Genomic DNA, 15,273 nt, shown 5'->3' on the forward strand with positions numbered 1-15,273 from the left:
ATACAGATTTATATCTTAATATAATATGTGGAAAAAATGTGTATATTTTGTAAAAAAAAACTTGCTTTTTATGCCAAAACAGCCCTAAGTGAAAAAGTAGCTGGTAAACAAACAAGAATTACCAAGCGCTAAAGTGAGCCAAATTGGAGCCACTTTACATTGTATTAATAGCTGAGGAACGTCATGGCAAAATTTAGTAAGAAAGAAAGAGAAGAATTTAATAATTCATGGAAAGAAGTATTAGATAACTCAATAGAAGATATTAATAAAAAAGACACAAAAGGAAGGACGATACTACATTACGCGGTGGGAATGCCAGATCCAAAAAAAGTGAAATTATTAATCAAAAAGGGAGCAGATGTAGATGCAGCAGATGCCGGGAAATATAGACCACTACACCTAGCAGTGATGGGGCAACGTCTAGAAAATATAAAAGAGCTGATAAAGGCAGGAGCCGATGTAAACGCAGTGGAACGAAGTAGCAAATTTGCCGCATTACACCTCGCATGCATGGTAAGTGAGGTAAAAATAGTAGAAGAACTAGTAAAAGCCGGAGCAGAAGTAGAGCAAAAGGATAAATTTGGCAAAACAGCAATAGACTTCTTTCAAAATTCATGAAAGGAGCTCTCTATTGTGAATAGAGGCAATCAAATTAAATCTTAAGCCAAAACGTTTTCGTCGATTTCTATATCTGTCAGAAATGATTTTAAACCTTTTCAATAAGCCGATTACGTTTTCAACTACCACTCTTCGTATAGAGAGAGATCTATTTTCTGCTTTTTTCTCCTTTGATAAAGGATTCTTTTTTGATCTTCTATGTGGTAATTCAACATTTTTATGTATCTTTTGCATTCCTCTGTAACCAGAATCAGCTAGGATCTTAGTTTGCGGTAATATTGCTATCTTTGATTCTCTAAACATCCGAAAATCATGTTTTCTACCATTGGAGAAAGATGTACATACGACCTTTTTACTCTTCTTCTCTGTTACTATTTGTGTTTTTATAGTATGCCTTTTTTTCTTTCCAGAGTAAAAGCGCTTTTGCTTTTTTTTGGCCTTTCTACTGCTGTTTCAGTTCCATCTATTACCAAAACTTCGTATTCTACATTACTATTTAATAGATCTTTTTTTCCTGGTAATGCAAAATCTGGATGTTTTATTAATGTGTCTTCTACCCACCTTATTATTTTAAAACAGTTGCTTTCACTCATGCCATAACTTTGTCCTATATGAAAATATGTACGATATTCTCTCATATATTCCAGTGCCATAAGTAATCTATCTTCTATACAAAGTTTGCTTTTTCTTCCACTTCTAGCTTTTTTCCTTTTATCCTCCTCATCTAGAATTTCTACCATTCTCTTAAATGTTGATTTTTTTACCCCCGTTAAACGTCGAAACTTTTCTCCTTCTAACTTTTCTATTTCCTTATATTTCATGCTTCCAAATACTTGATCTTACTCTCTCTCCCTCAATTTTGAAAGAAGTCTAATGTATTATGCGAGAAATAATAAAGAGATAATAGAAGTGTTAGAGAACGTAAAAATGGCAAATAAACAGAGGGAGTTTATAGAAAGAACAAGGGTTGTATCGGAAAGCACGGCAGCAGGTGTAAAAGAAGAGCTTGTGGATGAGAAAGTGCTATAGCGTTTAAAAATTCAGGTGATTATATGGAAAAAAAAGTAGAAAAAGAGGTAAAATATTTAGAGAAAAAATCGCTGGTAGAGCTGAGGAAAATATGGAAAAAGGTATGTGGGGAAGGGGCACCTAGACATTCAAAAAAGTATCTGATACCGAGATTAGCATATAGAATACAGGAGAAAGCGTATGGAGAAATGTCAAGAAAAGGGGCAAAAAGACTAGAATATCTAGCAGATCGACTAGAGAAGGGAAAAAGGATAAGTAGCGATAAACTGCCAGCAGCGGGAACAGAGCTGATATTAGAAAGGGGTGAAGAAACGCATGCAATAATGGTAATGGATACAGGATTGATCTACAGAGAAGAATTTTATACGTCGTTATCAGCGGTAGCAGGGAAAATAATGGGAATGAGTTATAACGGACCGTTGTTGTTCGGAATGCGTGATAAAAAGGGAAGTTGAGGAGAAAAAAATGTGTAAAGAAGTGAGATGCGCAATATATACGAGAAAATCAAATGAGGATGGGCTAGAACAAAAGTTTAATAGCTTGGACGCGCAGCGAGTAGCATGTGAAAAGTACATAAAGAGCAGAGAAGGCTGGGTAGCATTGGCCAAAAGGTACGATGATGGAGGGTTCTCAGGAAAAAACTTAGAAAGACCAGCGATAAAGGAACTATTCGAAGATGTAAAAGCAGGAGAAGTAGACTGCGTGGTAGTATATACGCTAGATAGGCTATCAAGAGAAACAAAGGACTGCATAGAAGTAACATCATTTTTTAGAAGGCATCGAGTAAATTTTATAGCAGTAACACAAATATTTGATAATAACACACCAATGGGAAAATTTGTACAAACGGTATTATCAGGAGCAGCACAACTAGAAAGAGAAATGATCGTAGAGAGAGTAAAAAATAAAATAGCAACATCGAAGGAAGAGGGTCTATGGATGGGAGGGAATGTGCCGCTTGGGTATGATGTAAAAGATAAGGAATTAATAATAAATGAAAAAGAAGCAAAGACGGTAAAACATATATTTGAGAGGTATATGGAGCTGAGATCAATGGCAGAATTGGCAAGAGAGTTAAATAGAGAAGGGCACAGAACAAAGAGATTTGAAGCAAAATCGGGAAAAGTGTATGGAGGAGAGATATTTAAAAAGGCAACGGTCAGGAGGATAATAACAAATCCAACGTATATGGGAAAAACAAGACATTACGAGAAACAATATGAAGGAAAACATGAAGCAATAATAGAAGAAGAAAAATGGAAAAAAGCACAGGAATTGATAAAGAATCAGCCATATAGAAAAGCAAAATATGAGGAAGCGCTGCTAAAGGGAATAATAAAGTGCAAGAGCTGTAATGCAAATATGACGCTGACGTACGCAAAAAAAGAGAATAAAAGGTATAGATATTACGTATGCAACAATCATTTAGTTGGAAAAAGCTGTGCGTCAAAGAGTCGGAATATAGTAGCAGGAGAAGTAGAAAAAGAAGTAATGAAGAGAGCAGAGCACCTATACAAAAATTGGCAAGAAAAAGCGGAAGAATGGAAAAATTTAAGTTTCAGAGAACAGAAAGAAGCAGTGAAAAAATTAATAAAGGGAGTAATGGTAAGAGACGATGGAATAGTAGTAAGTTCTGAATCAGGAGAGATATTTATACCAATGGGGTTAAAAAAGAAAGCAAACAAATGTGTGGTAATAGAGCCAGAAGGGAAAACAAATAATGCGTTACTGAAAGCAGTGGTGAGAGCCCATCTGTGGAAACGGCAGCTAGAAGAAGGAAAATACGAAAGTGTGAAGGAGCTGAGCGTTAAAATTAATATAGGTACAAGACGAATACAACAAATTTTAAGGTTAAATTATTTAGCACCAAAAATTAAAGAAGACATAGTAAATGGTAGGCAGCCAAGAGATTTGAAGTTAGCTGATTTAAGGGAAATACCGATGCTGTGGAGTGAGCAGGTAGAAAAATTTTACAAATTAGCGTCTTAAATTACACACATTAAATATAACAAATTTTAATAGAGATTATGAAAAAGATAAGGAAAGCTATTGCTAAAAAATTCAAAAATTGGAAGGGAACCACTACTGCTGATATGGAGAACTCTGATACGCCGGCAGATGTTGAAGAAGTTAAAATTGAAATAAAAAAGCAAACCAATACAGTTGATAAAGCTACGGAGACTGATACTCAGTTATATGAAGACATCAATAAAAGTAGTGAGACAGAACAACCAATATTTGAAAACAGCGAAGAAGTGCAAAATGATTCAACCGCTGTAGAGCCAACTTCCGTTGATAGAGAAACTAATGAGCAAGAGCCAAATCCCGCTGAAATAGAACTATGTTTTACCACAGATGAAAAAGACAAACCACCAACAAAAACAACGCAACAAAGCCTGGCTGGTGTTGTTGGTGCAGTGTTGTTGGTAAATTGTGTTGCATTGTATATCATGAAAATGCCTATAGTAGCAGCGGTTGTGGGAATAGTTGGACTAGCGTGTATAAGTTTTGCATTGTATCATGCTCTGAAGCCCAACACTAAGCTCGAGAAAATGGAAGACATAGAACAACTGGATCCACAAAATCTTAAAACTAGTGGTATGCTTGAAAGATCACAGGTGTCAAGTAATTTTTCAAACAAGATAATTTCTTTAGAAAAACTCCTAAGCTATTAATTTAATATCACCATAGGGATCTCCACCCTATAAATGGCCTACTCTTTGACTTGAAGCTTCCTTCTTTTTCGGCGAGTCTAAACTACCAATCGGACTCACAAGAGTAGATGGAACGCCTGATTCTTTCACTATACAACCTGATTGCTTAATAGTTTCAGCTAACTCTATGGGTATACTGCAGTTTCTTTCAAAACCTCCATCTTTTACAGCTTGTAAAACACTTTTTCCTCCTAAAAAGCAGCTTCCCCCTAAACTTGATTGATCTTTTAATTTATCGAACTTTTCCTGGCTCTTTTTATCAAGCTCTACTTTTATTCTATTACTGCCTTCATTACTAGGACTTAGATAAATACTAATCTTTCCTACTTCAGTAGTAAAAGACATTTCGATGCTACCTTCTGAGACATCTGTGTAATTTCTCTTTCCCCCTACACTTTCAACTCTCACTATGCTTTCTCCAATCTGTAATATGCTATTTTTTATATTTAGATTTTCACTCACCTTAATATTTACAACCTTCGCTACTTCAATGATACTGTTTTGTGGCCATATGAAAAAAACAAGATTGTTATCTACTTCCACTGTTATATCATCGCCTTGAACTTGTTCATTCTTGTTTATTATACCTTCATATGCTATACTTTTTAGTTCATTCTTAATTTTTTCGCATTTCGCAAAAATAGGCTCATCATTTCCAAACATAACTTCATCTAGCATGCTATGACTGTAAAAATCAGACTTTATTTTTGCACTTGCTGATAATAGCTTACTGATAACGCTAAATAAAACTTCCGTACTCTCTGTCCACTCATCTAGCACCTCTTCTCTATTGTATTTATATCGCGATCTAGTGGTGGGCGTTATACGCATGTTACTATTATCATCAGCAATATCAATTATCTTTTCTAATACAAAATTTGATACAGTGTATTCATAGTCACCACAGCATAAATTTAGCTTTATTTCTTTTTTCAAATATTCATCTATTAAGTGTTCCATACTCTCTAGGGCAGCCTTTGTAGGATTTTCGTGTTTACGTTGGCGAAACGTTTCTAATATGTTTTCCATCTTTCTATGAAACTCATCAATCAAAACTTTTTCGCTTTTAGTTAATAGTTTTCCTAACCTCATTAAAACTGAGTTTTCTGGAATAAGAGAATTTTCAACAACAGTATTTTTATCTGCAATACCGGACTCATCCCAGTAATCAGAATCATCACTTTGTTCTTGACTTGACGATACTGTACCACTTTCAAGAGTTTGCCGATCAAAATGTTTTGCATACAGTTCTTCAGTAACCGACCCACTAGGTGATTCTTCTGTCTCACTTATTTTGAGATTTATTTTTGCATTAGAAACCTGCTCAAGCCCTAAGATATCTCTAGTTGTCATACTTCCCCCATTTTATAAAGACATTATGTATAATACTTAGCACAAATAAAAGATAATGCAAGAATAATTTTTCTAACTTTATTATTTTTAGAGATTTGTGCTCTCTTTCCTTCTATACCCATTTTAACTTCACCGACATTGACCTCTGAGCCTGCTATCTTGTTAATTAGCTATGCCTGCCAGGTTTATAGTCTGCTGATATCACTATCGCTAGAATGTAAAGAGTTCAGTGTCTGGCTACGCAACACTGGCGGTACTTCACCTAACTTACTGCTTGGACCTGGCTGCTTGGTTTGCAGGCTTTGTTGACTAGATGAGCTACAACTTAGTTTATTTTGTTGTTCTTCTTCAATATTTTCAGGTACTTCTTTATTTATCTTTTCTTCCATTTTTACAATTCTTGCTTTTGTACGTTCTAAACGTCCTGCTAAAAATCCTGAAGCTAGTTGATAAAATTCTGAATCTTGCTTATGAATTTGTTTATGTAGCTCTAAGTCTGCTTTATGCAGTTCCAAGTTTGCTTTATGCAGTTCCAAATCTGCCTCAAAAAATTGTTCGTGATATTGCTCCAGCTTTTTGCAAAATTCGTCACATAAACCCTTCATTGTTTTAAGAAACTCCATCTGCATTTCTGCAATTTTTTCATAAAAATCCTTTTCAGGCCTGAACTCCTTCTCTAGACAATTTGAGTATACATTAATTACCTGAGCAAGTAACTGTAGTGCATATTCTTTATCCAATGAATTAATATGCAAAAGCTCAGCGGCTAATTTCCCATTTTCCCCATTTCTATAGTAATAATATGTTAAAAGATAATGAGAAAGTTTATGCAATAATAAAAGATCACCTGAATTTCTAATAACTTCATTATCAGCTACAATCCTATGTATCACTTTATTACTTATAAAATAATTAACAATTGGAATTTTGCTACTAGCCTTTCTCAACCATGATACTTCCTTATTAATTATCTCATTACATATGGCTAAAATATTAATATACTCTATAAAAGGTAAAGTAAAATTCTTGTCTGCTTGCTCATAACTTCGTTTGTCACTAATGCAATAAGGATATCCGCGATTTATTAAATGAACAAAATTAATTAGCACTTGACGTTGCAACTGACTTTGATTTAAAAAATCATTAACCTTAGTTAGTATTCTACCCTGAGTTTTACACTCTTCTAACATTTGAGTTGCAATAGGTTCCATGCGACTATCTTGTTTACACAGCTCACAAAACAACTCTAGATTAGTACGCAATTCTTCATAACCAATTAAATAACTTTGAAAATAACATTCAGCATTATCTTTTTCTTTTTGAAAGTGATCCATATTATTTGAGATAAAACCTTTCATGCTAGCTTGACTTGACCTTAGAAATCCATTGAGATTAGGTACCAACCTCTCATACTTAATATAAGATAACTCGCCTAGCTTGTGTAGTACCATGTAAGTTGTGTTGTTTAATGTTTCCTCGTTACCTAAAAAATTAACTCGTACTTTGCTAAAATAGCTATATTTAAAATCATCACATTGGGAAAAATTTTCATTAAAGTGCTTCAGTATACTTCGTATGTCATCTAATTTTGCCTGCATTGCTTGAGCTTTTGGTCTTTCTTCTTCAGGCAACTCATGCCATTTTGGCGAGTTAGGACTATACATAAAACAAAGCTGTTTAAGTTTCTTGTCAACTTGTGTTTTAAAATATTCCTTGTGATTTTCTATAGTTTTCTTTCCTTCCTTAACTTCCTTTAAATCATCATCAAGATCAGACAACAAACTATCAGATTTAAGTATCTTGAGTGTATCTTCCAAAGTCATATAGTCTATTACTGTTAAATCATCTTTCTCCTGTTCTCTTTGAGAATTAGATGCAGTAGGAATTTCTTTATCCTTCATATCAATATGTTCTACACTTTCCATATTAGCGCTACTAGCACCATCATTTTTATCTGGCAACATTTTACTACCCTCCTTTTTCCATTTAAAAAAATACATCAACAACAAAATAAGCAAAAGAACCACTAATGCTACAATTAATAAGAGGACTACAAGATCCCTATTTTTCACAAAACCCCCTTATAACTATAACATTATAAATCATCTGCTGAGGTTATTACTTACGTAATTAGACAATACAGGCTCATCTATATAAGAGCTCGGTTCAGATATCACTACAATATCATCATCCAATTCATCAGAAGACTCAGTTGCTATATTAGAGGCTTGAGTAGCACCATTTGTCTTATGCAAGCCTTGTGTTGCAGTAGTGTCACTATGTTGCGAATTTTCTGTTACAGATTGTTCGCTATAGTTATCTGCCCCTTGCAAGTTTTGTATTGCAGCATTTACGCTTGGTAAATTAAGAATTGTGTTCATTTTTGTAAGCAAATCTTGATTGGCCAACTGAGTTTCATTCCTGTCATTATCCATTTTTTTTATTAATTCTCTTAACTCTTGTTTTTCTTGATCAGATCTTTTAATTAACTCTTTCTTATCCTCCTCAAACTTTTCCATTAAATCTTTTTTTTCTTGCTCTATTTTATCAATTATTTTTTTGTTTTTCTCATCCATTTCTTGTATCAGAACCTTTAAGTTCTCTTTTTCCTTTTCAGATTTTTCAGTTGACTCTTTTTTATCCTTCTCAAATTTTTCCTTTAACTCTTTTTTTTCTTTCTCCATTCTATTAGTCAATATTAGGTGTCTTTCCTCTACTTCTTCTTCTGCCTTAGCCATTTTTTTCATTAAATCCACTAGCTCTTTTTTGCTTCCCTCAGAGTTTTTCATTAATTCTATTTTTTCTTTCTCGAGCTCTATTTTTTCTTTCTCAAGCTTTTCTTTTTCTTCAACAGTCTTCTTAATTAAAGAAGAGTATTTTTCTTCAACTGCCTTCAGCTGCTTTTCAAAACTTTCTGACATTTCTTTATTCTGATTTTTTAATTCTGATACAATTTTGTTGTACTTAGAACCAGCAGCTGAAGCTCCAATCGCAGCCCCTGCTCCTGTTAATAATGCACCACCACCAATTATTGCTGCTCCAACTAACATAGAATACCCCCTCGGTAACAAAAACAAATATGAGTCAATGTAACATAATAAATTTATAACGCAACTACTTTTGAAAAAATATTTTTAGCAGAAACATAATACAAATTAGCGTCACAAAAGTTTTAGTTGTTTACTTTCTTCAAAAATAGTACCTACCTTCGTGAGAACAATTTAAATAAAAGCGGCGTTGTGAAAATAAAAGCCTGAAATTTTTGCAATAAAGCTAGGTACGTTAGTTCGTATATAAATATGGTGAAATGGACTAATATAGCTAGTTTTAAGATATGGTAGAATCACCATAAAGGAAAGTTCGCACGGTACGCTTGGTAGACCAACACATCCCAAAACGAACATTTCTCACGCTAGCTGGTTTTGGTTGCTGGAAATGGCCATATTATTTAAGTTTTTAACAGTATATTTTGCTAAATTAATAGCAATCCATTTGAGAAGAGGTGAATCTAAATAGCAACTTAAATGTTAATTAATCACTAGTATGTTAAAATAAATAACTAATTGTGAGGTTGACATGGATATAGCATCCAATGGATCGCTTGAAAAACGCTTGAATCTAGAAGATAATAGTTCTCTAAGGGTTATTACTAGAGAGCCTATTCACACTTTCGATCAAAGGGAGTTATTAGATCAGTTGAAGAATCAATTACCTAGTGGCTTTAAGATAGGAGCCGCTGTAGGTAAAGGAGATTGTTTTTTTGATGCCATGGCTCAGCGATTGAATGAACTAAAAGAGCAAGGACTAGTTACAAGTAGTGAAAAATTTAACGTAAAGTTTTTACGGGAAAGTTGCAAAAAGTATGCACAGAATAAACTACAGGATGACAGTTCGTGGTTGAAAAAAGCTTTAAGTCGAGAAACTGAGGATATTGCAGGATATATTCCACGTATTGAATTTACTGCAAGAGATATCGAAAGTGCGAATCCTATAGAGGTATTAGGGTTGAAAAATGCTATATGGGGAAGAACTGAAATTGAGGGAAAAATTATATGTGAAGAGTACAAAGTTAAAATTAAGGTTATAGAGTTAAGAGATCAACAAATAGAAGGGTTACATGTTACTACAGATGAGATAGGTGCAGGTGATAGTGTTGTATATATAGTGAATTACAGGAACCATTTTGTACCACTTCTTGATAATATTGAAAAAAATATTGAGGAAAGTGAAAAAGTTTCTATAGAAGAAGTTTATGGTATAGATGGAAAGGTTTATACAAAAGGAAAATTTCAAACCGAGGGAATTGGAAATATAATTCGGCAAGAAGATCAGCAACTTTTTCATAGTGGCAATCGTCAGCTAAAAGTTTCCGTCAATAGTCCAGTATTCTATTATGACAAGTTTAATAAATGTGATTTAGAGAGTGGTGGCAGGTCTTTGAAGAAAAAGTTCGATGAAATAATTAAAGATTTAGAGGAAAATAAACTTACACATCAGGGAAGTATAAAGCTCATATCTAGTAAGGGAGGCATTAAATATCTTCGAGCTAAATTAAGTGATAGTGACAGGTTATTATTTACGAGTATAGAGCATAATGGCAAAGATGTCTTTGTTATATTAGAAGTAATACCAAATCACGATTACGAGAACTCACGCTTTCTTAAAAGTACAGAAAAAACAAAAAGCATAGAAATAAAAGAAACAGAAGAAGGGATCATTGAAAAATCTTCTGGTAATGTACATAATGTTGAGATTAAGGATCTTCAACGAGCTCATTGGTTAGGTAAACTTCTTACTTTCAGTGCAACTCAGGAAGGTATAGTAAAAGATGTCGAAAATTATAAATTACCATTAGTTATTAGTGGAGCTGCTGGAAGCGGGAAGACATCAGTGGCTTTGGAGAGCCTCAAAAAGATGCAGGAGAAATTTGAAGGAGGAAAAATTCTATATATTACCAAATCCAAAAATCTTGTAAAAGAATCAAAAAAGTTACTTGAATACGAATGCTATGGTAAAACTGCTGATGAATTCAAGATTGTTGCCCCAGAAAAAATTGAATTCTTATCTCTTCATGGATTTCTTGAAAAGCGAACAGAAGATATAAAAGGAAAGAAGCCGATTGATAGGAATAAGTTTTTTTCATGGTTTGATAAAATATGCAAGCAAGATAAATTTAAGGAGTATAAAAAAGACGGAGATAAAATATTCGAAGAATTTACAGCTGTGATAGGTGGAGGAGGCTTATTAGAAGAAGAAGGGAAAAATCAATATGTTAATTTAGGATATAGACAATCTATATTTCCTAAGAACAAAAGGCACAGTGTTTATGATTTTTTTGAAGAATACAAGAAATTTATAGAGGGAAGTTCAGAATATTACGATACTAGTCTCATTGCTTATGAGTGTGTTAAAGAGGTACAGAAAGTTTATGATGCAGTTGTCGTAGATGAGGTTCAGGATTTGACTGAAAGCACGTTGAGTTTAGTATTGAGAAGTTTAAAAGATGAAAGTAAGGGTAATTTTTTATTATGTGGTGATGTTAATCAAGTAATACACCCTAGTTTTTTCTCTCCATCTAAGTTAAAATCTTTTCTCTGTCAAAATAAATATATAAGACAAGGGTCAGAAGTTTTTTATACTCTTGAGAAGAGTTATCGTAATAGTGAGCAAGTTACTGAGGTAGGTAATCGTATACTACATCTTAAGAATTATTGTTTTGCTCCAGAAGATAGGATAACAGAAGAGGAAAAAAAGCTTTTTTTTATGGAGAGTGATACTGAGAATAGAGGTAATGTCTGCTTCGTTACTAAGGATAAAGAACAAGAAATGGCAGGAAAAGTACCTGGGTCGATAAATTGGGCTGTTTTAGTTCTGGATGATGAGAGTAAGGAAGATGCTCGTAAATTGTTTAGTACTCCACTTGTGTTCAACATACATGAAGCCAAAGGCTTGGAATTTGAAAATGTGATTCTTTATAAGTTTATGTCCTGTAAGGCTTATAATGGAATATGGAATATAATAAAAGATAAAAAGAAGATTGAAGATCCTATTGGTAAAATCCGTGATTCCTATGATAACAAGGAGGTTAATACTTCAAGAAATAAGAATAAGGAAGATAAGTCTTCTGAGGAATATAAATTTCATATAAATGCTCTATATGTCGGAGTTACTCGTTCTGCTAGCAATCTCTATATTATAGATGATAAAAGTAATTTATTGAAAATAATAGAACCGAAGGAAAAGGGTAATGTGAATATTAAGAAAGAAGAATCTAGTCCTGAAGAATGGAGAGATATGGCGCTAAAGTTAATAGATGAAGGAAACGTAGAGCAAGCTAAAGATATAGCAATAAAAAAGTTGCTGGACAAAAAAGAATATGTTGAGAAGATCATAGGTGCGTTAAATCATCAAAAATGCAATAGAGAAGAGGTTGAAAAATATACCAAGGAGATCATGGATGCATTAGAAGCTAAAGAACGCCATGTGGAGGTTATTGTAACACAGTCTCCTTTAGACAAGTCTTGTAGTGTTGGAGATACTGTAGTTTTTGAAAAAGTAAAAAAACAGTTGGAAGTGGAAAAAGAGTTAGTTGTTGCTTCTCAAGATGATCATATTGAAGCACCAAAAGATGAAGGGATAGATATTAATGCAAAGGACTTAAAAGGGTGGACTTCTTCGCAATTAGAAAGAGAAAAGAGTGTTGCGAAATCAGAAAAAAAGAGAAAAGATCTTGACCAAATAATTAAGGAAGAAAAGGACAAAATTGCTAGCAATTTAATGAAATCCATGAAGTCAGGGGAGTTTATAAGTTTTAAAGATGATATGATTAAGGAGATTTTTATTGAGTATTGTCCTCTAGAACTATTAGGCAAAGCGATTATAAATACATTAGAATCTAAAATTGAGGGGAAACATACAGCATTTAATCACAATCGTAGAGATGGAAGTTTATCTCAGGAAGAAATCACAAGTGAATTAGCAGACATTCTTAGTAAGAAGAAGCATTTGGCTAATGGAAAAAAAATTGTGGATAGCACAAGAAGATTTATGGAAGGAATGTTTATAGTAAGCACAGAGTTGTTAAATCAAAAGCAAATAAGCAGAGACACAAAATATCGTTTGCAACAATTAGAGAAAAAATCTATAGATCTTGTGAGAAATATAGAGAAAAACATAACAGAACAATTTAAAAAACTTGTAGATAATTATTCAGAAGAGGAATTAGATTCAATTCTTAGTGAAATTTGTCGGGGATTAGAAAATAATAAAGCGAAATTAGAAGAGTGGATAAACCAAGAAGAACAAAAATATAAACAAGAGTATGAGCAAAAAGATGATAGAATGATGGGCAAAAAAATGCAAAATATGTTAAAGAAAAGTAACATCGATCTTTTGTCCTGCTTTGCTCCTAAAGACGTTGTTGATTACATTGTACAAGTAGTAGAATGTTTACCAGAGGGGAATCTTATGAAGATCCGCGTTGGTAAAATGGTCTGTGAGCATGAGAATTTGAAAGAGAGATGCCAAAGTTTTCTTTCAGAAAAGTTTAGTTTATCTCAATTTTACAAGCTCAAAGATGAAGTTGTGGGCGTTACAGATAGATTTTTCAAACTATGTAATACATTTCATCTCCTGAGTACTGAGGATTTACTAGTTTATCTCCTAAGTACTGAGGATTTACTAGAAGGAAATGATCTGGATAGTCTCGAAATTTTAGAAGAAGGGAGTGAAGCACATTCTGAAGAAACCTCTCGGTCTAATAGTAACCTTAGTGGTGTTTCTGTTTCTGGTCATTCCATTCAAGTTAGAGGAGAATGTTCAAAGCAGAAATGAGATAAGATTATTTAACTTATTAACCTTTTTATTTCATCAAGGGAAAGTCCGGTTATTTCAGCTATAACATCGATAGAGACACCTGCCTTAAGTGAGTTTTTAGCCACTTCAATTTTTTCTGCTTCTCTGCCTTTTTCATGTCCGATTTGGATGCCTTCATGAAGTTTTTCTTCAAGGGTAGATAAATAATCATCGGTACGTTTCTTAGCTTGATCATAAGCGAGACGTTCTTCTTTACTCCAATTATATTGGTTTAACTCATCATAAGCCCTACCAATAATTACATCACTACCTATTATTTTTTTTAGATCATCTTCACTTGTTTCATCTGCGTGCTTAAAAAAATAGATCCATTTTTCAACAATATTTTCTAATTGATCTTCTTTTGTTTTATTAAACTTTGGTAGCTCTATAAAAGTGAAACTAAAGTCTTTGAGATCATGTTCAAAGGTCATCTTATCAAAAGTAACGTGATCAGACTTATAAGCCAGCTTATTAGGAAATAAGATGAAATCAGCAATAGCAATAAAGATAACCCCTTTAAGATCATGATACTGGTCACCTACATCAGCTTGACTTGAATAAGCTTTGGCAGCGTAGTATTGGGCACGTTTTTCAAAGCCCCTTGTTTTAGCAACTTGCATCTCAATGATGGTTTTGACCCCTGTAGAATCAACACAGAGAACATCAACAATGCTTTGCTTTTGAGAGGCAATGACAGGGTCTTGAATGGGACTGAGAAAGGAGACATCTTTAATCTTATTGTCATCGGTAAGACCTAGTATATCATTAAGAAAGTGAATAAGAATATCTTTATTTTTTTCGGTACCAAAGATACGGCGAAAAGCTATATCATTGCGAGCATCAAGAAACTTCGAAAGAGCCATGAGAAAAAAACCTAGAAAGCATTAATAATTATACACAATTCTGAAGAAATATTCAACGTTTTTATGCTGAAGTCTATTAAAGTTAGCTAAATTTCAAGAGTTGGCAAAAAACTACCTTCATAGATGACCCTAGAATGCTATTACGCACCTTAGACGTCCCTTTCTATATCTTTTTATCACCCTTCTGTAAAGCACCTTGTAAGCCCAGCAAATGGATGCGATGAGTTTGAAGCTGTGGGAGACGTCAAATTGGTGTATAAAAATACAACGACATCGCTTAAAGAAACTAGCAACTATTAATATCTTTACTATCTCATAAAAAAATAAATAAAAAAGATTGAGAAATTGATTTGACTTCACTCGAAAGCTATGGCTTTATGCCAATGCTGATAAAAAAAACAGCAGTAAATATCTAAAAAAAGTTTGTTGTTAGTGAAAGGTAAATTATATGAATAAAAGTAAAGAAGAAATAGAATTCAGAATATTAGAAAGCAAAGGTAAAGCACTACTTGATCGTGAAATAATGGAAACGTTTCTAAGTGCAGTACATGAAAGGCCACAAGCTCAAGAAATTGCTAAAAATCTGGTGAATAGCTATACGGGAGTAGGAAGGATTTTAGGTCGAGAAATGGATGACCTGAAAGTTATAGAAGGAGTAACTGATTCTGCAGTAGCAATGATTATGTGTGTTAAGGAAACACTAGAAAGGGTACTGAGAGAAAAGCTCAAGGGTGAGCCAATAATGGACTTACAAGGGCTAGTAGAGTACTTATACCAATCTCCACTAATAGATAGACAAATAGTAAAAACTACAAATAATTGAGGCTAGAAAGAATAAA

Annotated in this window: 11 protein-coding genes; 6 read left to right on the forward strand and 5 right to left on the reverse strand. The window is 33.6% G+C overall.

The annotated features are described in order from the left end of the window. Positions 1–183: 183 nt before the first annotated feature. Positions 184–618: an ankyrin repeat domain-containing protein gene (locus tag NBW37_RS02440; RefSeq protein ID WP_250296727.1), complete on the forward strand. Its 435-nt coding sequence runs from the start codon at positions 184–186 to the stop codon at positions 616–618. Here the strand turns inward: NBW37_RS02440 and NBW37_RS02445 are convergent. Then, positions 613–1,439, reverse strand: a protein-coding gene (locus NBW37_RS02445) for an IS5 family transposase (protein WP_250295841.1) whose coding sequence is annotated in 2 segments (ribosomal slippage) — positions 613–1,052 and positions 1,052–1,439 — 828 coding nt in all. Because the reading frame shifts where the segments join, the coding sequence is not laid out codon by codon here. The two genes, NBW37_RS02440 and NBW37_RS02445, sit on opposite strands and share 6 nt — an antisense overlap. A 231-nt stretch (positions 1,440–1,670) precedes the next feature. Here NBW37_RS02445 and NBW37_RS02450 point away from each other — a divergent pair. From NBW37_RS02450 to NBW37_RS02460, 3 genes are read left to right on the forward strand one after another with little or no spacing between them, the layout of a single operon-like run. After that, positions 1,671–2,102, forward strand: a complete 432-nt coding sequence (locus NBW37_RS02450; RefSeq protein WP_250296728.1) for a DUF2924 domain-containing protein — start codon at positions 1,671–1,673, stop codon at positions 2,100–2,102. A gap of 10 nt (positions 2,103–2,112) precedes the next feature. Continuing rightward, positions 2,113–3,636 carry a recombinase family protein gene (locus tag NBW37_RS02455; RefSeq protein WP_250296729.1) on the forward strand — a complete coding sequence of 508 codons (1,524 nt, stop codon included), beginning with the start codon at positions 2,113–2,115 and terminating at the stop codon, positions 3,634–3,636. A 38-nt stretch (positions 3,637–3,674) separates the two neighbouring features. Next, positions 3,675–4,322, forward strand: coding sequence for a hypothetical protein (locus NBW37_RS02460; RefSeq protein ID WP_250296730.1), 648 nt, complete (start codon positions 3,675–3,677; stop codon positions 4,320–4,322). A 27-nt stretch (positions 4,323–4,349) separates the two neighbouring features. Here the strand turns inward: NBW37_RS02460 and NBW37_RS02465 are convergent, their stop codons facing one another. From NBW37_RS02465 to NBW37_RS02475, 3 genes are all read right to left on the reverse strand, one after another. Then, positions 4,350–5,714, reverse strand: a complete 1,365-nt coding sequence (locus NBW37_RS02465) for a hypothetical protein (protein ID WP_250296731.1) — start codon at positions 5,712–5,714, stop codon at positions 4,350–4,352. A 185-nt stretch (positions 5,715–5,899) separates the two neighbouring features. Beyond that, positions 5,900–7,786 (reverse strand): hypothetical protein, encoded by a 1,887-nt coding sequence (locus NBW37_RS02470; RefSeq protein ID WP_250296763.1) that lies wholly within the window; start codon positions 7,784–7,786, stop codon positions 5,900–5,902. A 30-nt stretch (positions 7,787–7,816) separates the two neighbouring features. After that, positions 7,817–8,764, reverse strand: a complete 948-nt coding sequence (locus NBW37_RS02475; protein WP_250296764.1) for a hypothetical protein — start codon at positions 8,762–8,764, stop codon at positions 7,817–7,819. A 526-nt stretch (positions 8,765–9,290) separates the two neighbouring features. On the opposite strand from NBW37_RS02475, the gene NBW37_RS02480 reads away from it, so the two are divergent. Further along, a complete protein-coding gene (locus NBW37_RS02480) occupies positions 9,291–13,547 on the forward strand; it encodes a UvrD-helicase domain-containing protein (RefSeq protein ID WP_250296765.1) in 4,257 nt (1,418 codons plus the stop codon). 11 nt (positions 13,548–13,558) lie between these two features. On the opposite strand, the gene NBW37_RS02485 is transcribed toward NBW37_RS02480, so the two are convergent. Then, positions 13,559–14,434: an Rpn family recombination-promoting nuclease/putative transposase gene (locus tag NBW37_RS02485; RefSeq protein ID WP_250296766.1), complete on the reverse strand. Its 876-nt coding sequence runs from the start codon at positions 14,432–14,434 to the stop codon at positions 13,559–13,561. A gap of 448 nt (positions 14,435–14,882) precedes the next feature. Between NBW37_RS02485 and NBW37_RS02490 the strand changes: the two genes are divergently transcribed. Continuing rightward, entirely contained in the window at positions 14,883–15,257 is a 375-nt protein-coding gene (locus NBW37_RS02490; RefSeq protein WP_250296767.1) for a hypothetical protein, read from the forward strand. Positions 15,258–15,273 lie beyond the last annotated feature (16 nt).

This window comes from Wolbachia endosymbiont of Oedothorax gibbosus (assembly GCF_936270145.1).
In the GTDB taxonomy this organism is placed as follows: domain Bacteria; phylum Pseudomonadota; class Alphaproteobacteria; order Rickettsiales; family Anaplasmataceae; genus Wolbachia.